This window comes from Pseudomonas sp. BTN1, from assembly GCF_001907715.1.
Classification (GTDB): Bacteria; Pseudomonadota; Gammaproteobacteria; order Pseudomonadales; family Pseudomonadaceae; genus Aquipseudomonas; species Aquipseudomonas paracarnis.
In genome coordinates this window covers 48,854-71,923 of the sequence record NZ_MPBM01000073.1, presented here as the reverse complement: position 1 = coordinate 71,923, position 23,070 = coordinate 48,854, and the positions used below count along the sequence as shown (strand labels likewise).

The following is a 23,070-nucleotide window of genomic DNA, read 5'->3' as shown; positions in this document are numbered from 1 at the left end:
ATCGCAGGCAAGCCAGCTCCCACATTTTCAACCTCATTTCAGTGTGGAATCAGCGAACGCCCTCCGATCTCAGTGCAGCCGGGGTGTAGTCCGCCGCCTTGGCCGCGAAGCCGAACACGAAGCTGCTCTTCTCCTCGTTCTTCATGCCCAGCGCGATGTAGCGTCCGGCAATCAGGTCGTACAGGGTTTCCACGGTGTAGGCCGGCACCTGGTGGTCGTAGTAGAACTGCGCATGGCCTTCGGCAACGCGCCATAGTTGGCCGCGACCGTCGTAATGGTCTACCAGCGCAACCTGCCAGCTGTCTTCATCGATATACATATGGCGCTTGGCGTAGATGTGCCGCTCGCTGGGTTTAACGGTACCGACCACTTCCCACACTCGGTGCAGTTCATAACGGGTCAGGTCCTGGTTGATATGCCCGGCCTTGATGATGTCGTCGTACTTGAGGCTCGGCGAATCGAGCTTGTAGCTGTTGTAAGGGATGTACATCTCCTTCTTGCCCACCAGTTTCCAGTCATAACGGTCGGGTGCGCCGGAGAACATGTCGAAGTTGTCGGTGGTGCGCAGGCCGTCGGAGGCGGTGCCTGGGCCGTCGTAGGACACCTGCGGTGCACGCCGCACACGGCGCTGGCCGGCGTTGTAGATCCAGGCCAGGCGCGGTTCCTTCACCTGGTCGAGGGTTTCATGCACCAGCAGCACGTTGCCCGCCAGCCGCGCTGGCGCGGTGACCGATTGCTTGAAATAGCTGAGCACGTTGGCGGCCTTGGCCGGGTCGATATCCGGGATGGCTTGCGGCACCGCTACTTCTTCTTCGAAACGGATCGGCGTGTAGCTGCCATTGGTCTGGGGCGTGGCCTGAGTGATGATGCGCCGCAGGTTGCCGCCGTGGTAACGGGTGATGTGATTCCACAGCACCTCGACGCCATTTTTAGGGATAGGGAACGCGTAGTAACGGTTGCCGGTGAAGTTCTCCAGGCCGTTGCCATCGTTGATCGCCTTCACATTCAAGGCGCTGCGCTTGATCGACTCGTAAATGTCCGCCGGCAAGTTGACCGTACGGTGGCTGGGGTACACCGGGATCTTGTAGGTCTCGGGATAGCGCTTGAACATCGCTACCTGGCCGTCGGAGAGCTTGTCCTTGTACTTGTCCACCGTGGCAGCGGTGATCACGAACAGTGGTTTTTCACTGGCGAAGGGGTCGGCGAGAAACCCCTTGCTATCCACCGCGCCTGCATTCTTGGGGATGCCGCCGGTCCAGGCCGGAATCGAGCCATCGGCATTGCCGGCTTTTTCGGCGCCGACCGGGGTCAGGGAAGTGCCGAGCTTGGCTGCTTCTTCGGGCGATACCGCCGCCATTACGTTGGCGGCCAATACGCTCAGGGCCAACATTGCAATCATCTTACGCATAGGGTCTTGTCCTTCTTTTAAGCCAGATCAGAAGTTCACGCCGAAGCTGAGGGCGAGGAAGTCGCGGTCGGTCAGGGTGTTGTAGTCACCGCCAAAAAAGTCGGTGTAGCTCAGGCTTGCGGTGTAGGTGCTGCGATAGTCCGCATCCACGCCGACGCTGATGGCCTTGGCGCCTTTGTTGAACAGGCCGTTGGGGCCGTAGCCCGCGACGTCATGGGACCAGGACAGGTTGGGCTTGAGGTTCACACCGGCAATCGCGTTGTTGTAGTCAAGGATCGCCCGCGCCCGGTAGCCCCAGGAGGTGGAGGTGACAAAACCGTCGGTGTCACCTTGAAAACCGTAGGCGCCGTACACCGAGTCCCGGCCGTAGCGCAGTTTGGTTTTGTCTTCCAGGCCGGCGACGTGCACCACCGCCGCTTCGCCCACCAGGGTCAGGCGCTCGGCGCCCAGTATCTGGTCGAAGAACTGGGTCATGGTGCTCTGGATCTGGGTGATTTCCTTGCGGCGATAGCCTTTGTTGTCATCGCCGAAATTGCTGCGGATGGGTGAGGCGAGTTGGCCCGCAATGGGGTTGACCAGGGCCAGGGTCAGGTCGGTGGTGTTGAGCTGCACCGGCGCATTGGGCCGATAGCTGATTTCGCCGGTCCACGCCGTGCCCGTGGGCAAGGTGGTGGAGAAACTGGCGCCGAACAGGCGGATGTCCTCCGGGTAATCCAGGTAGTACTGGCCGCGGCCGAGCATGGTGCTTTGCGCCAAACCGCCCCCGGAACCGGGTGCCAGGGCGTTGGCGGTGTTGATGATGCGCCCGATGGTGGCCAGGTTGGTATTGGCGGTCAGGGTGCCGACGGTCGGTGTACGGCTGTGGTAGTTCATGAAATACAGGCCGTATTCAGTGTCATCGCCCAGCCAGCGCAGGGCCGCGCCGAACTGGCCGGAGTCACGCGCATCGCGGTCACCGGCACGCCGCACAATCACGCCTTCATTGGTCACGCCAAACCCTTGACCAAAGGCAGCGGCCACCGGTTGCAGCGGTCGGATCGCCGGGCTGCCCACGGTGTAGTTATTGGTGCAGCCGTCCGCCGCCACGTCCCCACCGAAGAAGGTGCCGCAGTTGTCGAGCACCGTCTGGTCCCATTCCAGTTGGTAGAAACCTTCCACTGTCAGTTGATTGGTCAGGCTCTGGGAGGCAAACAGCATGTTCACCGGGATCAAGCCTTCCTTGATCTCGGCACCGGGCCTGCGAAACGCCGACACGTCGATCGGGTTGATGCTGTTGATGGAGTTACCGATGAAGGTACTTTCGCCCCAACTGACCACCTGCTTGCCGGCGCGCACGGTGCCGGGCAGGTCGCCCAGGGAGTAGTTGTGGTAGACGAAGGCATCGAGGATCTGCGCACCGCTGGACTTGGCGCCTTCCTTGCGGTTGTGATCGCTGATGGGCTTGAACTCGCGGTCTTCGTCCTTGAGCTCGAAGTCGTACCAATACTTGCCACGCACGAATACCCCGGTGTCGCCGTACTTCAACTCAAGGTCGTGCAGGCCCTTGAAGATCTTGGAGAAGGTCTCGCCCTTCTTGAAGTTGAGGCGCCCGTCATCCCCGGTGGACGCCTGGCCCGTCCCGCCATTGACCGTGCCGACCAGGCTTTTATCGGCATCGCGCATGCCCCAACTGGCGCCGACCGACAGCGAGGAGTCGAATTGCCCTTCGATCTCGCCGATGTTGAACGAAACAGCCTGCGCCTGGGCACAGCAGCCCAGCGCAACCGCAGTGGCCAGCGCCTGTGGCGTGAAGATGGCGCGCATTATTGTTTTTGTCATGCGTCTTCCCCGGTGAGTGACAGAAGGCCCCACCCTACTGCCGCCCTTGAGGAGCGATAAGCGCACCAAGGAGGTATTCGTGTTGTCGCTCGAAAGGATGACGGGGTTCTCTGGCCGGGCGTTGGCCTGGAGACATGCATGCGATGGATGAAGGGTTATCAGAAGGATCGATGGCGCCCTGTAATTATTGCCGATCTGGTAATAGTCCTTGTCCTGATTCGCTATTACTCATTTTGTTACAACCGACTATTCTTGCCTGGCTTTCAGGGCAAACGGCCCGCTCCCGCATTGGGGAGAAAAGCTGATTTATAACGGATTGATCCTGTAATCAGTCTGTTCCCGGTGTTCACTGACGTTGATTTGTCGCTCCTTGATCCAACGTCTTACTTCGGCCGCTGCCTATGCAGCGGCCTTTTTTATGCCTGCAATAAAACGGGGCGTCGTCGACGCCCCGTGGGATTCATTGATTTACCGGCAATGATCAGAGGCTGAACTTCTGCAAGTTGGCCATCATTTCCTTCAGTGCCTCGATATTGTCCTTGGGGTGCGCAGCCCCTTCGAAATCGCAGATCTGCTGCCAGTGCGCGGCCACATCCTCCGGCGAAAAACCGGCCTCGGGATCAAAACCCACACCCAGGCTGCGCTCCCAACGGGTCTTGCCGATCCAGCCGCCACCCACTTCAAACAAGCCTGCGGTTTCCTCACAGGCGTCACTGCCCAGGTACACCACCAGTGGGCTGACCAGTTCCGGCTTGAGGCGCTCGAACACCTGCGGCGGGATCAGCCCTTCGGTCATGCGTGTGCCACCGGTGGGGGCAATCGCGTTGACCAGGATGTTGTTCTTGCGCCCTTCCAGCGCCAGGGTGCGGGTCAAGCCATACAGGCCCAACTTGGCCATGCCGTAGTTGGACTGGCCGAAGTTGCCGTAGATACCGGACGTCGACGCCGTGAAGATCACCCGGCCATAACCCTGCTCGCGCAAATACGGCCAGGCGGCGCGGGTGACTTTGTAGGCGCCTTCGACGTGCACCCGGTAAACCAGGTCCCAGTCGCTGTCATCCATTTTATGGAAGGTCTTGTCGCGCAGGATGCCGGCGTTGTTGACCACCACGTCGACCCGGCCGAAGACATCCAGGGCGTTCTGTACGATCTTGTCGCCGTCGGTGACGGAGTCATGGTTGGCTTCGGCAATGCCGCCCGCCGCGCGGATCTGCGCCACAACCCGGTCGGCCGCCGAGGCGTTGGCGCCCTCGCCTTGGGTTGACCCCCCCAGGTCGTTGACCAGCACTTTGGCCCCGTGCCTGGCGAACAGCAGCGCATGGGCCTGGCCCAAGCCACCACCGGCGCCGGTGACGATCACCACCTTATCCTGGAACTGCACTGACTCACTCATACCGAACTCCGCTGGCGACAATGGGAATAGGCAGAGTGTCACGCACACAGCCTTTGGTCACAATAAAGACGGCCAGGGCTGAATGGTGCTTGATAAGGCAGCGGGATGATGCGCAGGCTCAGGAATAGGCCGCGCGCGGTGAAGGCTGGCTGATGCGCTCACGAAACGCCTGGTAATGCTTGAGCACTTGGACCGGCGCCTCGATCTGCGGGTAATGGCCGATATTGGCCAGTCTTATCGTGTCGGGCTGGGGCACCAGTTGGCGATAGCGCTCGACCATATGGGCACCGGAAATCGGGTCCACCTCGCCGTCGATCACCCGTAAAGGTACTTCGCCTCGCTGCATGGCCGTGAGCCAGCGCTCGCGCAGACGACGGCGCTGGGGGATGTAGGCGATCAGTTTGTGCAGGATACGCGGGCCGTCGTTGCAACTGATCAAACTCCAGAAATCATCCAGCACGCTTTCACTGGGCCGCGTCTGGGGGCCGAAGATCTGGTTGAAACTGCTGGCCAAGGCATTGCGCCCAAAGGCCCGGCCGATCATCCAGCCCAACGGGCTGAGCAGCAGCTTTTGCACCAGCGCCGGCCGATGGGTTTCCGGAAACAGCCCGCCGTTGAGAAATACACAACTCGCCATCGGGAACCGGCCCTCGTAATGCCGAGCCAATAATTCCTGGGCGACACTGTCGCCGTAGTCATGAGCCAACACATGCACCGGCTGCTCTACGCGCAGGTGCTCAAGCAGCGCCTGTTGCAGATCGGCCTGTTCCAACAGGCAATAGTCGTGGTCCAAGGGTTTGGCCGAGTCGCCAAAGCCGAGCATGTCGCAGGCAATCACCAGGTTGCGCTGGGCCAGGGGTTGCCACAGGTAGTGCCAGTCCCAACTGGCCGTGGGGAAACCATGAATCAGCAGCAACGGCTCGCCCTGCCCGGCCATCCAATACCGCACGGTGTGGCCACGAAAGACGAAGTCCTGGCCGCGCTTGCGCCAGGCTCTGAGCGGTATCTCGGCGAGTGGCATCAGCTTTTATACCCGGGGTCCTGGTGGTCCAATTTGCGTAGCAGCGCCGGCCAGGCCAGCGCACCCCCCATACCTTGGGCGCTTTTTGTGACAGCTGCCACCATCGCCTTGGCACCGGCGAGAATCTGCGGCTCGATGGCGATCAACTCGGTGCCGCCGCTCTGGGCCAGCACCTGGATCTCGCAGGCGCGCTGGAAGGTGAACATCATCAGGAAGGTATCGGCGATGGTGCCGGCGCAGGTCAGCAGGCCGTGGTTATGCAGCATCAGGAAATTGTTCTGGCCCAAATCCGCTTGCAGGCGGGCCTTTTCCTCGTGATTGAGCGCCACGCCCTCATAGGCGTGATAGCCCAGGCTGGACAGTACAAACAGCGATTGCTGGCTGATGGGCAATACACCCTGCTTTTGCGCACACACCGCCACGCCCGCAGCAGTGTGAGTGTGCAGCACGCAGGTCACGTCGTGGCGTACTTCGTGGATGGCGCTGTGGATGGTGTAGCCCGCAGGGTTGATATCGTAGGGGCTCTCCATTTGCTTATTGCCGGCCTGGTCAACCTTGACCAGGCTCGACGCGGTGATCTCGTGGAACATCAGCCCATAGGGGTTGATCAGGAAATCTTCGGTGCCCGGCACCTTGGCCGAAATATGCGTGAAGATCAGGTCATCCCAGCCGTGCATGGCCACCAGGCGATAACAGGCCGCCAGGTCCACACGGGTTTGCCATTCGGCGGGGCTGACCTGGGCTTTGACGTTTTGTGGCGGTGATGCAGGGGCTAGGCTCATGGCAATGACCTCCTTGGCGCACTTCGTATGGTGTCTAAAGTGAGAGCCAGTCTAGTCAGACGCCGAGGCGCAAGGAGTTTCCTTGGCAGCCAGCTTGATGACTGAGCGAGTCAGTCAAGAGAATAGTACAAATACGTGTCAAACAAGCGCCGTCAATAACGGCGCTCCCTGGGGTTCAACCGCGCAGCGCGGTGATCAAATCGGCCAGCCAAGGCTCGGCGTCAGCCTCCGGAGTGACGCTTTCGCTGGCGTCCAGGCGCAGCATCGGCTGCACTTCGCGGATGCCCAGTTCGGCGAACAATTCGCGCATTTGTTCACCGCCGCCACAGAAGGTATCGCCATAGCTGGCGTCGCCCAGGCCGATGACCGCTCCCGGCAGGCCGCGCCAGGCGGCGGGCAGTTGGTCGCGGATGGTTGAGTACAGAGGCTGCAGATTGTCGGGCAGCTCGCCCATGCCGGTGGTCGAGGTCACTGCCAGGAATGCATCGGGAGCAAAGGCCTGCACGTCTGCCAGCGTGGCACGTGCGTTGTGCCAGGCGTTGAAACCTGCGTCCTTGAGGATTTCTTCCGCGTGGCGAGCGACTTCTTCAGCCGTACCGTAGACCGAGCCGGAGAGGATGGCGACTTTCATCAATCTGATCCTGTAGTTGAGTGAAAGCGTGGGATATTAGCAGCCCGTGCCAATATTTCAGTGCGCACCGTGCAACATTCCAGACTTGCCATAAACTGGCAAGGTCAAAACCAGGCCATGGACCGCTCTATGATTAACGCCAAACTGCTGCAAATGGTCGTCAATGCGTCCAACGACGGAATCGTTGTTGCCGAGCGCGAAGGCCGGGAAAAACCACTGATCTACGTCAACCCGGCCTTCGAAAGGATGACTGGCTACACGCTGGACGAAATCCTCTATCAGGACTGCCGCTTCCTGCAGGCGGGCGACCGCGACCAACCGGCCTTGATCGCCATTCGTGATGCGCTCGACAGCGGCGGCACCTGCCGAGAGATCCTGCGTAACTACCGCAAGGACGGCACGCCTTTCTGGAACGAGCTATCGCTTTCGACCGTGTACAACGAGGTCGACAAGCAAACCTATTTCGTCGGTGTGCAGAAAGACGTCACCACTCAAGTCAAGGCACAACAGCGTGTCGCCCAACTGGAAGCTCAGTTGGCCGAGCTCAAGAGCGAGCTCGCCGCACTCAAGGCGACGAGTGGATTTAACAAACTGTAAAAAACGCGGTCTTTAGAGCGATAATGGCTTTTTAATGCCTCAGCCTTGAGCCAGATCAATGCAACGCGACACGCTATTGACGCAGGACGAGCTGGATTTTATCCAGGACATGCAGCACAACCCGCAGCTCAACCTGCGGGATGCATGGTCGAGCCTGACGGTTAATGGCGGCGCACAGATTCGCGATTTGCTCACGCGGCTAGCGGCTCACGACCAGGTCACCATCCAGGCGCAGTTCGACAACCAGCAACTCACCTTCCCGTTGCACCTGGTGGAAGATGAGTTTCATGCCGTGCATTTGCGCCTGGGCGTACCGAGCATTTTTGAAGATGGGCCGATGATCCGCCCGTGGCGCCTGGCGCTTGAAACGCCGGTGGCGCTGGAAAACATCAAGGGCTACTCCAGCGCGCTGTGGGTGCACGAAGTGTCATTCAAAGGGGTGCTGGTAGAAGTGCGTGGCCGGGTCAAACCGCCCAAGACGTTTTCCCTGTGGTTCAGCCCTTCCGGCTACGAACGCATCGCCCTGCGCGGTACGCTGGAGCGGGAAACCGCCCGCGGCCTGTTCGCTTATCGCCTCAGCCAGAGCGATGCCGATGAGATCGAACGGTTACGCCAGTTCATCCTGCACCAGCATCGCCTGGTTCATCCTCACGTTCATGCCTGAGACTCCAGATGGCCGCTGAGCAGTTGCTGCAAGCGGCGCGGCATCAAGCGCCCGTCATTGCCCAGACAACCAATCGATGCCCCCTCCTGGCTGTGTTCTGCCAGCTCTGACGCCTCTCCAGCCAGCAGCAACGGGCAGTCGAGGGTGAAGGCCAGGCGATTGAGCCGCGACGCCAGCTCTGCGCCAGGGGCATGGTTGGAAAACAGCACCAGGGCTTGCGGCTGAGTGCGCTCACAGATCAGCGTCAACTCATCCAGTGGCTGGCCAACGCCCAGGACCTTGACCGCCAGTTTCTCGCTCGACATCAACAAGCCCGCCACCAGCAACTCCAGCTCACGGCACTCTCCGGCAATGGCTGACAGCAATACCCTGGGCGCTGGCGAGGCACAGGCCATTTGCAGGCACCGTGCGACACGCGAGCGCAGGAAATTATCGAAGAACAGCCACTCGCTGGCTTGGCCAAAGCGGCCTTGGTGACGTGACAACTGCTGCCACAGCGGGACCAAAATGTCCTGGAACACCACGGTTGTCGAATAGACGCTGAAGATCTGGCCGTACAACCGGTCGAGCTCACGATCATCAAAAGCACTGATGGCCTGCCGCAGTTGCGCCTGCCATTGGCGCCACTCCAGTTCGGTATCGCTGCGTGACGCGGTAGCCGGCTCGCTGGACTGTGGGTCGCGCGCCAAAAGCTTGCCGACTTTGCTCACCGCCACGCCCCGCTCGATCCAGTCGAGGATGCGGTGCACGGTTTCAATATCGGTGCTTGAGTAAAGCCTGTGCCCACTTTCGGTGCGTAAAGGCTGGATCAAACCGTAGCGACGCTCCCACGCACGCAACGTCACCGGGTTTACGCCTGTAAGTCTTGCCACTTCACGAATCGGAAACAGCCCCTCGCCGTCAGTGTGGCTGTCGGGTGTCGTATCGCGAAGAGGCGCAGTGATTTCGGGCATCAGCGGTCAAGAAACTTGTATGAATTTGAATACTATTAACGCCGATTGAACTGCATGATTCAAGATCTACGGCGATCCATCCGAAGTTTCTGGCGTATTTGGGCAAAACCGGAATAATCCTTGCCTGTTCTTTTGCGTCGCTGCACCACCCCGCAGCTTCGTCCGTGCGCCGCCTACCCGGCTCGGCGCACTTGCTGATTTTGGAGATATACGATGTCTACCTCACCCGTCACCTTGATGGTTGCGCGCCGCGTGGCCAAAGGTCGCTACGAAGAACTGATGGCCTGGCTGCGCGAAGGCGAGCAATTGGCGACTGATTTCCCCGGTTACCTGGGTTCCGGCGTGCTGGCGCCACCGCCCCATGATGATGAATTCCAGATCATCTTCCGCTTCGCCGATGAAAAGACCCTGCACGCATGGGAGTTCTCCGCTTCGCGCAGCGCGTGGCTGAGCCGTGGCAGCGAGCTGTTTGCCGACCCGTCGGAACACCGTGTCAGCGGTATCGATGGCTGGTTCGGCGCAGCGGGTGCCCGCCCGCCACGCTGGAAACAGGCGGTGGCCATCTGGTTGGCTTTTTTCCCGGTATCGTTGCTGTTCAACTTCGGCCTGGGGCCGCTGCTCAGCGAGTTGGACCTGTTCAGCCGCGTACTGGTGAGCACCGCAGCCCTGACCCCGTTGATGGTTTATTTCTTTATACCGCTGTCGACCCATCTGCTGGCGAACTGGCTGCACCCTTCGCCCCCTCGCAAAGTCACTGAAGCCGCCGCTTGAGTACAGGGAGGCCGGCGCGCTGGTATAGTTTGAGCCTGCCAGCGACTTGAGCCTCCCATGAATGCAACCAACGCTCCGATCCTGATCACCGGTGCCGGCCAGCGTGTCGGCCTGCATTGTGCCGAGCGCCTGTTGGATGAAGGCCAAGCGGTGATGTTCAGCTACCGCAGCGAACGCCCCGGCGTGCAGGCGCTGCGTGAGCGCGGTGCCATCGGCGTGTTTGCCGATTTCTCCAGCGAAGCCGGAGTGCTGGCTTTCATTGCCGCAGTCAAAACCCATACTCAAAGCCTGCGAGCAATCATCCACAACGCTTCAGCCTGGGTCGCCGAAACCCCGGGCGACGAAAGCCGTGCCTTTATCGACATGTTCAGCGTGCACATGCTTGCGCCGTACCTGATCAACCTGCATTGTTCATCTTTGCTGCAACGCTCGACACCCGCCGATATCGTGCATATCAGCGACGACGTGGTGCGCAAGGGCAGCCGGCAGCACATCGCCTATTGCGCCACCAAGGCCGGGCTCGACAGCCTCACGTTATCGTTTGCCGCACAGTTCGCGCCGCTGATCAAGGTCAACGGCATCGCACCGGCGATGGTGATGTTCAACGAAGGCGATGACGCGGCCTATCGCGCCAAAGTCCTGGCCAAGTCGGCCCTGGGCATCGAGCCCGGACCCGAGGTGATCTACCAGAGCGTGCGTTACCTGCTGGACAATCCCTATGTCACCGGTACCACCCTGACCGTCAACGGCGGGCGGCATATCAAGTAAGCCGTTTGCGAGGATGTTGTATGACCTTATCCCTGCCCCACCATTACCGCGAGATCCTCAAGGGCCTGGGCGAAGACCCGCAGCGCGAGGGCCTGCTCGACACGCCCAAGCGTGCCGCCAAGGCCATGCAGTACCTGTGTCATGGCTATGAGCAGAACCTGGAAGAAATCGTCAACGGCGCACTGTTCGCGTCCGACAATGACGAGATGGTGATCCTCAAGGACATCGAGTTGTATTCGTTGTGCGAGCATCACCTGCTGCCCTTCATCGGCAAGGCCCATGTGGCCTATATTCCGACCGGCAAGGTGCTGGGCCTGTCAAAACTGGCGCGCATTGTCGACATGTTCGCCCGGCGCCTGCAGATCCAGGAAAACCTCACGCGGCAAATCGCCGACGCCATCCAGGACGTGACCCAGGCCGCCGGCGTGGCGGTGGTGATCGAAGCCAAGCACATGTGCATGATGATGCGCGGCGTGGAGAAACAGAATTCAACCATGAACACCTCGGTGATGCTCGGCGCCTTTCGCGAGTCGAACACCACCCGCATGGAGTTCCTGCAACTGATTGGACGGAGCAAGTAGCAATGCCACAACTTCAACCAGGCATGGCGCGTATCCGGGTCAAGGACCTGTGCCTGCGCACCTTTATTGGCATCAACGAGGACGAAATCCTCAACAAACAGGATGTGCTGATCAACCTGACCATCCTGTATGCCGCCCAGGAAGCCGTGCGTGACAACGACATCGACCACGCCCTGAACTACCGCACCATCACCAAGGCCATCATCGCTCACGTCGAAGGCAATCGCTTTGCCCTGCTGGAGCGCCTGACCCAGGAACTGCTGGACCTGGTGATGAGCAACGAATCGGTGCTGTACGCCGAAGTCGAAGTGGACAAGCCCCACGCGCTGCGCTTTGCCGAGTCGGTTTCGATCACTCTGGCCGCCAGCCGCTGATACCAAGTGAGCCCTATGAACGACCAACAACGCCTCGAACTCGAAGCCGCCGCCTTTCGCCGATTGGTGGCCCACCTGGACAGCCGCAAGGATGTGCAGAATATCGACCTGATGAACCTCGCCGGCTTCTGCCGCAACTGCCTGTCCAAGTGGTACAAGGCCGAGGCCGACGAACGCCAGATCGAGGTCAGCCTCGATGAGGCCCGTGAAGTGGTGTACGGCATGCCGTACGCCGAGTGGAAAGCCCAATACCAGCAAGAAGCCAACGCCGACCAACAGGCCGCGTTTGCCAAAGGAAAGCCTCATGACTGATTTGAACACCCTGCGCGCCAGCCTCAACAGTGGCAAACACCTCTTTGCCGACACCCTGGCGTTCGTCGCGGCCGGTTACAACTACCAGCCGCAAGCTTTCACCAACGGCGGTGTGGAAAACGCTGCCGGACAGAACGAAGGTTCGTGCAAGACCCTGGGTTTGGCGCTGCTGGAAGGGTTGAGTGATAAGGAAGCACTGCTAGCGTTTGGTGAGCATTATCGGTCGGTGGTGGCGACGCCTGAGGGCAGTGACCATGGCAATATCCGAGCGTTGATTGCCCATGGGCTGGCCGCAGTGAAGTTTGCTGAACAGCCTCTGACTCGCCGCTGATTTAATAATCAACCCCGCTCAATGTGGGAACCGGGCTTGCCCGCGAGGGCGGTGGTGACTATCACACCGCTATCGCAGGCAAGCCAGCTCCCACATTTGTTTTGCGGTGTCTCGGCTAGATCGCAGGCATAAAAAAACCGGCTTTCGCCGGTTTTTTCAATTTCACAGGTTTAGAACGAAGCGTCCTTCAAACCGTCGAGGTAACGCTCGGCATCCAGGGCCGCCATGCAACCGGCGCCGGCCGAGGTGATGGCCTGGCGGTAGACGTGGTCTGCCACGTCGCCGGCAGCGAAGATACCTTCGATGTTGGTCGCGGTCGCATTGCCTTCACGGCCACCTTGCACCACCAGGTACCCGTCTTTGGCTTCCAGCACGCCTTCGAACAGCGAGGTGTTCGGGGTGTGGCCGATGGCGATGAACACACCGTCGACTTTCAGCTCGTCGAAGCTGCCGTCGTTGTTTTTCAGACGGGCACCGGTCACACCCATGTTGTCGCCCAGGACTTCATCCAGGGTGGCGTTGAGCTTGAGGATGATCTTGCCTTCGGCGACACGGGCGTGCAGCTTGTCGATCAGGATCTTCTCGGCGCGGAAGGTCTCGCGGCGGTGAACCAGGGTCACGGTGCTGGCGATGTTGGCCAGGTACAGCGCCTCTTCCACAGCAGTGTTGCCACCGCCGACCACGGCAACCGGCTTGTTGCGGTAGAAGAAACCATCGCAGGTGGCGCAGGCCGAAACGCCCTTGCCCATGAACGCTTCTTCCGACGGCAGGCCCAGGTAACGAGCACTGGCGCCGGTGGCAATGATCAGCGCATCGCAGGTGTACACACCGCTGTCACCGGTCAGGCTGTAAGGCTTTTTCGAGAAGTCGACCTTGTTGATATGGTCGAAGACGATCTCGGTTTCGAAGCGCTCGGCGTGCTCTTTCATACGCTCCATCAGCACCGGGCCGGTCAAGCCATGGACATCGCCCGGCCAGTTGTCGACTTCAGTAGTGGTGGTCAACTGACCGCCCGCCTGCATGCCGGTGATCAGCAGCGGCTTGAGATTGGCCCGGGCAGCGTAGACAGCGGCGCTGTAACCGGCAGGGCCGGAACCGAGAATAATTACTCGGGAATGACGGGTATCAGACATGACTCACTCCTACCGACCGCCCAGACCACAGGGCGGCGGGAATAAAAAAGGACCGCGAAGCACTTGGGGAAGGCTTTGACTCGCCAGGTCCTGAAAATAATGGGTGCAGCGTATCGAGGGGGGCAAGATTAAGGAAATACGCATTAACAATCCAGCTCATAGGTGTTCTCTATGCGCGCAATTAAGTTAATCGACACCTTTGTAACCCTGGATGTCGCCTACCTGCCCGCGCTTTCACAACAGGTGCAAAGCCGGTAAGGTCGGCGCGTTCGCCATTTTGCTCGGAGTATTCCATGCCCGCCCCTGCTCTTTCCGGCCCGCAATACCTGCGTGAAGGCCTCAAACTGGTGTTGAGCCCTGGCCTGCGCCTGTTCGTGTTGCTGCCGTTGGCGATCAACCTGGTGCTGTTCGTCGGGTTGATCTATTTCGCCGGCCATCAGTTCAGCCTGTGGGTCGATAGCTTGATGCCGACGCTGCCCCACTGGCTAGGCTTTTTGAATTACCTGTTGTGGCCGCTGTTTGTTGTGCTGGTGGTGCTGATGGTGTTTTTCACGTTCACCATGCTCGCCAATATCATCGCCGCGCCGTTCAACGGGTTTCTCGCCGAGAAGGTCGAGGTCGTGGTACGTGGCACCGACGACTTCCCGCCGTTCAGTTGGGCCGAACTGGCCGCCATGGTCCCACGCACCCTGGCGCGGGAGATGCGCAAGCTGGGTTACTTCCTGCCACGTGCCATCGGCCTGTTTATCCTGTCGTTCATCCCGGTGGTCAACCTGATCGCGGCGCCGTTGTGGCTGCTGTTTGGCGTCTGGATGATGGCGATCCAGTACATCGACTACCCGGCCGATAACCATAAGCTGGGCTGGAACGAGATGCTCGCATGGCTGCGCCAGAAACGCTGGCAGAGCATGAGTTTTGGCGGCATTGTCTACCTGGTACTGCTGGTGCCGGTGGTCAACCTGTTGATGATGCCAGCGGCGGTGGCCGGCGCAACGTTGTTCTGGGTGCGTGAGCAAGGCGCCGAGGCGATGGCGCAGCAAGCGGTGGCCAAGTCATAAATCCATCATCGCACTGACACAATGGCGACATGGCCCACGCCGACACTGTGGGTCATGACGACAGCCTCGCTTCACATCACCCTCATTACCGAAACCTTCCCGCCGGAAATCAACGGGGTGGCCAATACCCTTGGCCGCCTGTGCGAGGGTTTGCGCTCACGCGGCCATCAGGTCGAACTGGTGCGCCCACGTCAGAACACCGATAAGAGCCGATCAAGTGACGATCAACTGCTGCTGTGCCGCGGCTGGCCATTACCCGGTTACCCAGGGCTGCAATGGGGCCAATCGTCGATGCGAAAACTGCTCCGACGCTGGAGCCGGCAGCGCCCGGATGTGTTGTATATCGCCACCGAAGGGCCGCTGGGATTGTCCGCTTTGCGGGCGGCGCGGCGGTTGGGAATCAGCGTCGTCAGCGGCTTTCATACCAACTTTCAGCAGTATTCGAACCAGTACGGCTTGAGCCTGCTCAGTCGCGTGGTCACCCATTACCTGCGCTGGTTTCACAACCGCTCGAGCCTGACCCTGGTACCGAGCGCCAGTCAGCGTCTGGAACTGGAGCGTCGGCATTTTGAGCGCTTGGGGATGTTGGCCAGAGGCGTCGACAGCCAACTGTTCCACCCCGCCAAACGCGACAGCACTCTGCGCGAACGCTGGGCATTGAATAATGAGCAAATCGCAGTACTGCATGTAGGACGACTGGCTCAGGAAAAGAACCTGGGACTGCTCAAGCGCTGTTTCGAGACCTTGCAAGACAGATACCCACTGCGTCAGATGAAACTGATCATCGTTGGTGATGGGCCGCAACGAGCCATGCTGGAGAAAGACCTTCCCGACGCCATTTTCTGCGGTGCTTTGCGCGGTGAAGAACTGGCTCGTCATTACGCATCCGGTGATGTGTTCCTGTTCCCCAGCCTGACCGAAACATTCGGTAATGTGGTTTTGGAGGCCATGGCTTCAGGACTGGGAGTTGTGGCCTACGACCAGGCAGCCGCCACCCAGCATATTCGTCATGGCTATAACGGGGTGCTGGCGATGCCGGGGGATGAAAATGCGTTTTGCGATGCCGCCAATTGGCTGCTGGAGGACGCAGAAGGTTTACGCCGTATGCGCCTCAATGCCCGTCAACACGCAAGCCGCCAAGGCTGGCCAGCGATTGTCGAGCAATTCGAGCATCAGTTACGTGGGGTGTGCGGGGAGAGTTTTGACCTTCCAACGCAACCTTACGTGCGCTGAACAATCGGTCAATGATCAAACGCATGGCCAGCCTGCTACCGGCCACTCAAGTTTTGCCTGGTATTTAAACCGGGAACCAACGGTTGCGTAACGCCAATCATAGAGACCTGCCGATCAAGCAGGCCCTTTGAATATGGAGATAATGAACAATGCCAATTTATGGAATGGGTGTACGCAATGGCGTCAACATGCCAACCGCGGAGTGGACACGCCAGCAACAATGGCTGGATCAATCCCGTGCAGAACCGCCAACCTACGGCCAGCCTGGGCACAAAGATGGGCTCAAGACTGATCATCACAAAGAGCTGAATAAGCGGCCAGAGTATTAATCACTAAAGCAACAGAACTCCCTGTGCCCCATCACAGGGAGTCCGAGTCCTTACACTAAGGTCGTCAACGCCTCACGACTGAAGGGCAGGATGTCGCCTTCACGCCCTTCGCGCACCTTCACCGCCCAATCCGGGTCCACCAGCAATGCACGGCCCACTGCCACGAGGTCGAACTCATCGTTGTTCAGGCGCTCCAGCAGTTTCTCCAGACTGGCAGGCTGGGCGACTTTGTCGGTGTTGACCATGAACTGCAGGAACTCGCCATCCAGGCCCACGCTGCCCACCGTGATGGTTGGCTTGCCGGTGAGCTGACGCGTCCAGCCGGCCAGGTTGAGGTCCGAGCCTTCAAATTCCGGCTCCCAGAAACGACGGGTGGAACAGTGGAAAATATCCACGCCAGCGTCAGACAATGGCTTGAGGAACTCACCCAACGCTTCAGGGCTTTGTACCAGGCGCGCGGTGTAGTCCTGCTGCTTCCACTGGGAGAAACGCAAGATGATCGGAAAATCCGGGCCGACAGCGGCGCGGGTCGCCTGGATCAGTTCGATGGCAAAGCGCGAGCGGTTGGCCAGGCTGCCACCGTATTCGTCGGTGCGCTGGTTGCTGCCTTCCCAGAAAAACTGGTCGACGAGGTAGCCGTGGGCACCGTGGATTTCCACGCCGTCCATGCCGATCGCCTGGGCATCCTTGGCCGCTTGGGCGAAGGCGTTGATCACCTGCGTGATGTCCTGTTTGGTCATGCCGTGCACAACGACATTGCCGTCCTTGAGCTTTTCCATCGGGCCATAAGCCGGCACGCTGGCGTCAGGTTCAGTGCCGATACGGCGCACACTGCCCACATGCCACAGTTGCGGGACAATCTTGCCGCCTTCGGCGTGGACTGCATCGACCACTTTCTTCCAGCCGGCCAAGGCGGCTTCACCGTAAAAATGCGGCACGTTGGGGTAGCCGTTGGAGGCTGGGTGCCCGACCACGGTGCCTTCAGTGATGATCAAGCCCACACCGGCAGCGGCACGGCGACGGTAGTACTCAATGACTTTCGAGTTGGGTACGCCACCTGGGGAGAACGAGCGGGTCATGGGCGCCATGACCACGCGGGTCGACAATTGCAATGCACCGAGCTGGAAGGGTTTGAACAAGGCTTGGACGGGCATGGAGCGCTCCACGGCTAAGAAATTTATGACGTGGATAATATGGAGAGCAGAGCGTCTCTCAAAGCACTATTGATCTAAATGATTAAGGTATAGAAGCGCCCGAATACCTGTAGGCGTCAACTCAGGGCTTTTTCGATGGCCTGGATGATGGAGGGATCTTCTGGGGGCGTACGGGGCGAGAAACGCGCAAGTACCCGGCCATCCTTACCCAACAGGAATTTCTCGAAGTTCCAGGTGATATCCCCAGGAAACTCAGCGCCCTCGCCCGCCAGCAAGCGGTACAGCTGGTGCCGATCAGGGCCGTTGACCTCGATCTTGCTGCCCAGTGGAAAGGTCACGCCGTAGTTCAGGCTGCAGAACTGCTGAATCTCCTGCTCGGTGCCGGGCTCCTGGCCTGCAAACTGGTTGCATGGCAAGCCGAGCACTGTGAACCCTTGGTCCCTGTACTGCTGGTAGAGGTTTTCCAGCGCCGCGTATTGCGGGGTCAAACCACATTTGGACGCCACATTCACCACCAGCACGACTTGGCCCTTGAAAGGCGCCAGCGGTAGCGCTTGTCCGTCCAAGGCTTTGAGTTTCAGATCGTGGAAAGCACTCATGACGAACTCCAGATATCCCATGTTCTTTGCATTGCAGCCCTTCGGAGCTTACAACCCGAAAGGCTGCAATCATAGACGCCGGTGACGAAACTCGCCTGCAGGTTACTGAGCGGTCGGCCAGGGCAAAATCGGGATCGCCGTCACCGCATTCTGCGGGCTGCCTTCGATCAAGCGGTCGCTGTAGACCAGATACACCAGGGTGTTGCGCTTCTTGTCGAGGAAACGCACCACCTGCATGGTCTTGAACACCAGCGAGGTGCGCTCCTTGAACACTTCGTCGCCGTCCTTGAGTTCACCCTTGAAGTGGATCGGGCCCACCTGGCGGCAAGCGATCGAGGCCTCGGCACGGTCTTCGGCCAGACCCAGCCCGCCCTTTACCCCGCCGGTCTTGGCGCGGGACAAGTAGCACGTCACGCCATCGACCTTGGGGTCGTCAAACGCTTCAACCACAATCCGGTCGTTGGGGCCGACGAACTTGAACACTGTCGACACCTGGCCGACTTCTTCGGCCGAAGCCAGCAGCGGCATGGCCAACAGCAGGCCGAGCAATCCCTTTATCACGCGCATCGTGTATTTCCTATGGTTAAACCAGGATCAGGTTGTCGCGGTGAACCAGTTCCGGTTCCGCCATATAACCCAAGAGTCCGACAATGGCGTCGGAGGATTGTCCAATAATCTTCTGTGCTTCCAGAGCGCTGTAGTTGGCCAGGCCGCGCGCGATCTCGCGACCGTCTGGCGCAACGCACACCACCATCTCGCCACGGCGGAAGCTGCCCTGTACCAACTTCACACCCACCGGCAGCAGGCTCTTGTTGCCCTGGGACAAGGCCGATACGGCTCCCGCGTCCAACACCAAGGTGCCACGGGTTTGCAGATGCCCGGCCAGCCACTGCTTGCGCGCGGCCAACATGCCGCGTTCCGGCGACAGCAGCGTACCAATGCGCTCACCGGCCTTGAGGCGATCCAGCACGCGCTCCAGGCGCCCGCCGACGATGATGGTGTGGGCACCGGAACGCGCGGCCAGGCGAGCGGCGCGCAGTTTGGTCTGCATGCCACCGCGGCCCAGGGCACCGCCGACACTGCCGGCGACCGCATCCAGCGCCGGGTCGTCGGCGCGGGCTTCGTAGATAAGCTGGGCATCGGGGTTGTTACGCGGGTCGGCGTCGAACATGCCATCGCGGTCGGTGAGGATCACCAGCAGGTCGGCCTCTACCAGATTGGCCACCAGGGCGGCCAGGGTGTCGTTGTCACCGAAGCGGATTTCGTCGGTGACCACGGTGTCGTTCTCGTTGATGACCGGGATGACCTTGAGCTCCACCAGCGCGCGCAAGGTGCTGCGGGCGTTGAGGTAGCGCTTGCGGTCGGACAGGTCGTCGTGGGTCAGCAGCACCTGCGCCGTGTGGCGACCGTGCTCGGCAAAGCTGGACTCCCAGGCTTGCACCAGGCCCATCTGGCCGATGGCGGCAGCGGCTTGCAGTTCGTGCATCGCGCTGGGTCGCGCGGTCCAGCCGAGACGGCTCATCCCGGCGGCAACCGCTCCGGACGACACCAATACCAACTCAACGCCTGCCTCATGCAAGGCCACCATCTGCTCGACCCAGACGCTCATGGCTGCGCGGTCCAGACCCTTGCCATCCGCCGTCAACAGCGCACTGCCGATTTTCACGACCCAGCGCTGCGCACCTGTCACTTTGCTCCGCATCATCTTCAACCTTAGAGTGAGGGCCGCGCGACCCAGCGCTGCCCATAACGTTATACCCGGATACCAAAACGCCGCTCCAGGGAGCGGCGTTCAAGTTTATCGCAACGGATCAGTCACGCACGTAAATGATTTCCGGGCCATCTTCATCATCCACGTCTTCTTCGTCCCAATCATCGTCGCCGATGTCGTGGACTGACTTCACGCCGCTGCGGCGCAGGGCGCGCTGGTCGTCCAGGGCCTGCAACTGGGCACGGGCTTCGTCTTCGATCTGCTGGTCGAGTTCGGCGAGTTCGGCCTTGTACACCGGGTCGGCCGCCAGGCGGTCGGCACGGTCTTCCAGGTAACGCATGATGTCGCGGGTCAGGCGCTCGGTGCCTTCTTTGGCGATGGCCGAGATGACGTAGACCGGGCCTTCCCACTCCAGGCGATCAACGATCTCCTTGACGCGCTCTTCGTGCTCTTCTTCAAGGATCTGGTCGCACTTGTTCAGTACCAACCAACGATCGCGCTCGGCCAGGGCCGGGCTGAACTTGGTCAGTTCGCTGACGATGACTTCGGCGGCATCGGCGGCACTGGTGTCATCCAGCGGTGCCATGTCGACGAGGTGCAGCAGCAAACGGGTACGGGACAAGTGCTTGAGGAAGCGAATACCCAGGCCCGCGCCGTCGGAAGCGCCTTCGATCAAGCCAGGAATGTCGGCGACTACGAAGCTTTTCCAGCGGTCTACGCTGACCACGCCCAGGTTTGGCACCAGGGTCGTGAACGGGTAGTCGGCCACTTTCGGCTTGGCGGCCGATACCGAACGAATGAAGGTACTTTTACCCGCGTTCGGCAGGCCCAGCAGGCCCACGTCCGCCAGTACTTTCATTTCCAGCTTCAGGTCGCGCTGCTCGCCCGGCTTGCCCGGCGTGGTCTGGCGTGGTGCACGGTTGGTACTGGACTTGAATCGGGTGTTACCCAAACCGTGCCAGCCGCCCTGCACAACCATCAGTTTCTGGCCGGCCTTGGTCAGGTCGCCAATCACTTCCTGGGTCGCGGAGTCGATGATCGTGGTGCCGACCGGTACGCGCAGTACCAGGTCTTCACCTTTTTTACCGGTGCAGTCGGTGCTGCCGCCGTTGGAGCCACGCTCGGCATCGAAGTGCCGGGTGTAACGGTAGTCGACCAGGGTGTTGAGGTTTTCGTCGGCCATCATGTAGATGGAACCGCCGTCACCGCCGTCACCGCCGTTCGGGCCACCGTTTTCGATGAATTTTTCGCGACGGAAACTCATGCAACCGTTACCGCCGTCGCCTGCTTTTACTCGGATGGAAACTTCATCAACGAACTTCATAACAAAACGCCTCTCGCCGCATGGACGAGCTTAAGAAACCAAGACATAAGACTCTTGCAAAAATGAGCGCAGCGACCTCAATCAGCGACCGCAAACCAGCGCCTGAGCTCATCACAGACAGCTTTGCAAGAGACTCACTCCACAAACGAAAAAGCCCCGTCGCAAGACAGGGCTTTTCCAGCGATCTCGCAATTAAGCTGCGACAACGCTCACGTAACGGCGGTTGAACGCGCCCTTTACTTCGAACTTGATCACGCCTTCGATTTTAGCGAAGAGGGTGTGATCTTTACCCATGCCAACACCGTAACCGGCGTGGAATTGGGTGCCGCGCTGACGCACGATGATGTTGCCCGGAATGATTTTCTGGCCGCCATACATCTTCACGCCAAGGCGTTTGGCTTCTGAGTCGCGACCGTTACGGGTACTACCACCAGCTTTTTTGTGTGCCATGAGTCAATTCTCCTAGTGAGGAATTAGGCTGAAATTAAGCCTGAATACCGGTGATTTTGATCTCGGTGTACCACTGGCGGTGGCCCATACGCTTCATGTGGTGCTTACGACGACGGAACTTGATGATGCGGACTTTATCGTGACGACCTTGGGAGATCACTTCAGCCACAACGGTAGCGCCAGCAACAACTGGAGCGCCGATGTTCACGTCATCGCCATTGGCGACCAACAGAACGCGATCAAAAGTAACGGATTCGCCAGTAGCGACTTCCAGTTTCTCGATCTTCAGGTATTCACCTGGGGCGACTTTGTATTGCTTGCCACCAGTAACAATTACTGCGTACGACATGGTATTTCTCCGATAATCCTGCTCACCCAGCGCTTTATAAGAAGAGGTATTGGCTGGCATGGCTGCATGGGATGGACGTCCCGAATGCAATTGCGTAAGGCAGGTGCTGCCCAGGAAGTTCAGGGTGCGCGATTGTACGCAAGCTATGGGAGGCTTGCAAGGGGCCGTCTATCGCGCCTTGACACCCGGGGGTCAGGGTCCTAGCATGCCGCGCAACCCTTCTGGAGCGACTGTCGCTGATGCAACCCCAAGCTTTCTACCGCGCGGTCGCGGACGATTTTAGCGCCGTCGACGGCATCATCAAACAGCAGCTGACGTCTAAAGTGCCGCTGGTCTCCAAAATTGGCGACTATATTACGTCGGCGGGCGGCAAACGCCTGCGTCCTTTATTAGTGTTGCTGTGCGGCAAGGCCCTGGGCCGCCAAGGCGATGACCTGCGCCTGCTGGCCGCCACGATCGAATTCCTGCACACCGCCACCTTGCTGCATGATGACGTGGTCGACATGTCCGGCATGCGCCGTGGTCGCGAGACTGCAAACGCGATGTGGGGCAATGCGCCCAGCGTGTTGGTGGGCGACTTCCTGTATTCGCGCTCGTTCGAAATGATGGTCGAGCTGGGCTCGATGCCGGTGATGAAGATTCTTTCACAGGCCACGCGCATCATCGCCGAAGGCGAAGTGTTGCAGCTGTCCAAGGTGCGCGACGCCAGCACCACCGAAGAAACCTATATGGAAGTAATTCGCGGCAAAACCGCGATGCTCTTCGAAGCCTCTACCCACAGTGCTGCCGCGCTGTGTGGCGCCACCGCCGAACAGGCCGAAGCCCTGCGTACCTTTGGTGATCATCTGGGCGTGGCGTTCCAACTGGTGGATGACCTGCTCGACTACAAGGGCGACGCCGAAACCCTGGGCAAGAACGTCGGTGACGACCTGGCCGAGGGCAAGCCGACCTTGCCGCTGATCTACACCATGCGCGAAGGCACGCCGGAACAGGCCGCCCTGGTGCGCAAGGCGATCCAGAAAGGCGGGATCGAAGACCTGGAAGCCATCCGTGCCGCTGTAGAAGCTTCGGGTTCCCTGGAGTACACGGCGCAACTGGCGCGTGACTACGTGGCGCGGGCGATCACATGCCTGCAAGCGCTGCCGGCCAGTGAATACCGGGATGCCCTGGTTGAGCTGAGTGAGTTTGCGGTCGCCCGTACTCACTGATTCCGCGCTGTTTGATGTGGGAGCTGGCTTGCCTGCGATGACTGGAGTGAACTCACTGCCGCTATCGCAGGCAAGCCAGCTCCCACATTAGGACGAGTCCAACCCCATCCGCGTTTAA

The 23,070-nt window shown here is 59.9% G+C and carries 26 protein-coding genes; 11 read left to right on the top strand and 15 right to left on the bottom strand.

Annotated features, from left to right (window positions below):
* Positions 1–49: 49 nt before the first annotated feature.
* The 6 genes from BMH52_RS27060 to BMH52_RS27035 all read right to left on the bottom strand — a co-directional run bounded on the left by BMH52_RS27060 (position 50) and on the right by BMH52_RS27035 (position 7,053).
* Positions 50–1,408: a DUF1329 domain-containing protein gene (locus tag BMH52_RS27060; RefSeq protein WP_072435012.1), complete on the bottom strand. Its 1,359-nt coding sequence runs from the start codon at positions 1,406–1,408 to the stop codon at positions 50–52.
* A gap of 27 nt (positions 1,409–1,435) precedes the next feature.
* Entirely contained in the window at positions 1,436–3,226 is a 1,791-nt protein-coding gene (locus BMH52_RS27055) for a DUF1302 domain-containing protein (protein WP_073845607.1), read from the bottom strand.
* Positions 3,227–3,707: 481 nt separating this feature from the next.
* Positions 3,708–4,619, bottom strand: a complete 912-nt coding sequence (locus tag BMH52_RS27050) for an SDR family oxidoreductase (protein ID WP_073845605.1) — start codon at positions 4,617–4,619, stop codon at positions 3,708–3,710.
* 118 nt (positions 4,620–4,737) lie between these two features.
* The gene (locus tag BMH52_RS27045; protein WP_072435005.1) at positions 4,738–5,640 is read right to left on the bottom strand and encodes an alpha/beta fold hydrolase; all 903 of its coding nucleotides are present in this window, start codon (positions 5,638–5,640) and stop codon (positions 4,738–4,740) included.
* On the bottom strand, positions 5,640–6,422 hold the full coding sequence (locus BMH52_RS27040; RefSeq protein WP_073845603.1) for a class II aldolase/adducin family protein: 783 nt from the start codon (positions 6,420–6,422) through the stop codon (positions 5,640–5,642). The genes BMH52_RS27045 and BMH52_RS27040 overlap by 1 nt, the downstream gene beginning before the upstream one ends.
* A gap of 175 nt (positions 6,423–6,597) precedes the next feature.
* Complete coding sequence (locus BMH52_RS27035; protein ID WP_014719876.1) at positions 6,598–7,053, bottom strand: flavodoxin; 456 nt, start codon at positions 7,051–7,053, stop codon at positions 6,598–6,600.
* A 129-nt stretch (positions 7,054–7,182) separates the two neighbouring features.
* Between BMH52_RS27035 and BMH52_RS27030 the strand changes: the two genes are divergently transcribed.
* Positions 7,183–7,650, top strand: a complete 468-nt coding sequence (locus tag BMH52_RS27030) for a PAS domain-containing protein (RefSeq protein WP_054896971.1) — start codon at positions 7,183–7,185, stop codon at positions 7,648–7,650.
* Between the two features lie 58 nt (positions 7,651–7,708).
* Positions 7,709–8,314, top strand: coding sequence for a hypothetical protein (locus BMH52_RS27025; protein ID WP_020302026.1), 606 nt, complete (start codon positions 7,709–7,711; stop codon positions 8,312–8,314).
* Here BMH52_RS27025 and BMH52_RS27020 read toward each other — a convergent pair.
* Positions 8,305–9,267 carry a MerR family transcriptional regulator gene (locus BMH52_RS27020; RefSeq protein WP_072435000.1) on the bottom strand — a complete coding sequence of 321 codons (963 nt, stop codon included), beginning with the start codon at positions 9,265–9,267 and terminating at the stop codon, positions 8,305–8,307. The genes BMH52_RS27025 and BMH52_RS27020 overlap by 10 nt on opposite strands.
* Positions 9,268–9,480: 213 nt before the next feature.
* On the opposite strand from BMH52_RS27020, the gene BMH52_RS27015 reads away from it, so the two are divergent.
* From BMH52_RS27015 to BMH52_RS26990, 6 genes are read left to right on the top strand one after another with little or no spacing between them, the layout of a single operon-like run.
* The gene (locus BMH52_RS27015; RefSeq protein ID WP_072434998.1) at positions 9,481–10,038 is read left to right on the top strand and encodes an antibiotic biosynthesis monooxygenase; all 558 of its coding nucleotides are present in this window, start codon (positions 9,481–9,483) and stop codon (positions 10,036–10,038) included.
* Between the two features lie 57 nt (positions 10,039–10,095).
* Positions 10,096–10,806: a dihydromonapterin reductase gene (folM, locus tag BMH52_RS27010; protein WP_072434996.1), complete on the top strand. Its 711-nt coding sequence runs from the start codon at positions 10,096–10,098 to the stop codon at positions 10,804–10,806.
* A 20-nt stretch (positions 10,807–10,826) separates the two neighbouring features.
* The gene (folE, locus tag BMH52_RS27005) at positions 10,827–11,387 is read left to right on the top strand and encodes a GTP cyclohydrolase I FolE (protein WP_003194072.1); all 561 of its coding nucleotides are present in this window, start codon (positions 10,827–10,829) and stop codon (positions 11,385–11,387) included.
* Positions 11,388–11,389: 2 nt separating this feature from the next.
* Positions 11,390–11,761 (top strand): dihydroneopterin triphosphate 2'-epimerase, encoded by a 372-nt coding sequence (gene folX, locus BMH52_RS27000; protein WP_003194073.1) that lies wholly within the window; start codon positions 11,390–11,392, stop codon positions 11,759–11,761.
* A 15-nt stretch (positions 11,762–11,776) separates the two neighbouring features.
* Positions 11,777–12,073 carry a DUF1244 domain-containing protein gene (locus tag BMH52_RS26995; RefSeq protein WP_014719882.1) on the top strand — a complete coding sequence of 99 codons (297 nt, stop codon included), beginning with the start codon at positions 11,777–11,779 and terminating at the stop codon, positions 12,071–12,073.
* Positions 12,066–12,404, top strand: a complete 339-nt coding sequence (locus BMH52_RS26990; protein ID WP_060768069.1) for a HopJ type III effector protein — start codon at positions 12,066–12,068, stop codon at positions 12,402–12,404. Before BMH52_RS26995 ends, BMH52_RS26990 begins: the two co-directional genes overlap by 8 nt.
* A 170-nt stretch (positions 12,405–12,574) precedes the next feature.
* Here BMH52_RS26990 and trxB read toward each other — a convergent pair whose 3' ends face one another.
* Entirely contained in the window at positions 12,575–13,537 is a 963-nt protein-coding gene (gene trxB / locus BMH52_RS26985; RefSeq protein WP_003194076.1) for a thioredoxin-disulfide reductase, read from the bottom strand.
* Positions 13,538–13,830: 293 nt separating this feature from the next.
* Between trxB and cysZ the strand changes: the two genes are divergently transcribed.
* Together cysZ and BMH52_RS26970 are read left to right on the top strand one after the other, a co-directional pair.
* Entirely contained in the window at positions 13,831–14,595 is a 765-nt protein-coding gene (cysZ, locus tag BMH52_RS26975) for a sulfate transporter CysZ (RefSeq protein WP_019817478.1), read from the top strand.
* A 54-nt stretch (positions 14,596–14,649) separates the two neighbouring features.
* Entirely contained in the window at positions 14,650–15,828 is a 1,179-nt protein-coding gene (locus tag BMH52_RS26970; RefSeq protein WP_019817477.1) for a glycosyltransferase family 1 protein, read from the top strand.
* A gap of 379 nt (positions 15,829–16,207) precedes the next feature.
* Here BMH52_RS26970 and BMH52_RS26960 read toward each other — a convergent pair whose 3' ends face one another.
* The 7 genes from BMH52_RS26960 to rplU form a co-directional block, all read right to left on the bottom strand.
* Complete coding sequence (locus BMH52_RS26960) at positions 16,208–17,311, bottom strand: NADH:flavin oxidoreductase (RefSeq protein ID WP_014719887.1); 1,104 nt, start codon at positions 17,309–17,311, stop codon at positions 16,208–16,210.
* 116 nt (positions 17,312–17,427) lie between these two features.
* Entirely contained in the window at positions 17,428–17,910 is a 483-nt protein-coding gene (locus BMH52_RS26955) for a glutathione peroxidase (protein ID WP_014719888.1), read from the bottom strand.
* Positions 17,911–18,012: 102 nt separating this feature from the next.
* On the bottom strand, positions 18,013–18,477 hold the full coding sequence (locus BMH52_RS26950; RefSeq protein ID WP_014719889.1) for a CreA family protein: 465 nt from the start codon (positions 18,475–18,477) through the stop codon (positions 18,013–18,015).
* A 16-nt stretch (positions 18,478–18,493) separates the two neighbouring features.
* Positions 18,494–19,612: a glutamate 5-kinase gene (gene proB, locus BMH52_RS26945; protein WP_019817476.1), complete on the bottom strand. Its 1,119-nt coding sequence runs from the start codon at positions 19,610–19,612 to the stop codon at positions 18,494–18,496.
* 109 nt (positions 19,613–19,721) lie between these two features.
* The gene (gene cgtA / locus BMH52_RS26940; RefSeq protein WP_003194084.1) at positions 19,722–20,945 is read right to left on the bottom strand and encodes an Obg family GTPase CgtA; all 1,224 of its coding nucleotides are present in this window, start codon (positions 20,943–20,945) and stop codon (positions 19,722–19,724) included.
* 192 nt (positions 20,946–21,137) lie between these two features.
* Complete coding sequence (rpmA, locus tag BMH52_RS26935; protein WP_003176049.1) at positions 21,138–21,395, bottom strand: 50S ribosomal protein L27; 258 nt, start codon at positions 21,393–21,395, stop codon at positions 21,138–21,140.
* Positions 21,396–21,429: 34 nt separating this feature from the next.
* Positions 21,430–21,744, bottom strand: a complete 315-nt coding sequence (rplU, locus tag BMH52_RS26930; protein WP_007950961.1) for a 50S ribosomal protein L21 — start codon at positions 21,742–21,744, stop codon at positions 21,430–21,432.
* Positions 21,745–21,983: 239 nt separating this feature from the next.
* Between rplU and BMH52_RS26925 the strand changes: the two genes are divergently transcribed.
* Entirely contained in the window at positions 21,984–22,952 is a 969-nt protein-coding gene (locus BMH52_RS26925) for a polyprenyl synthetase family protein (protein WP_014719891.1), read from the top strand.
* Positions 22,953–23,070 lie beyond the last annotated feature (118 nt).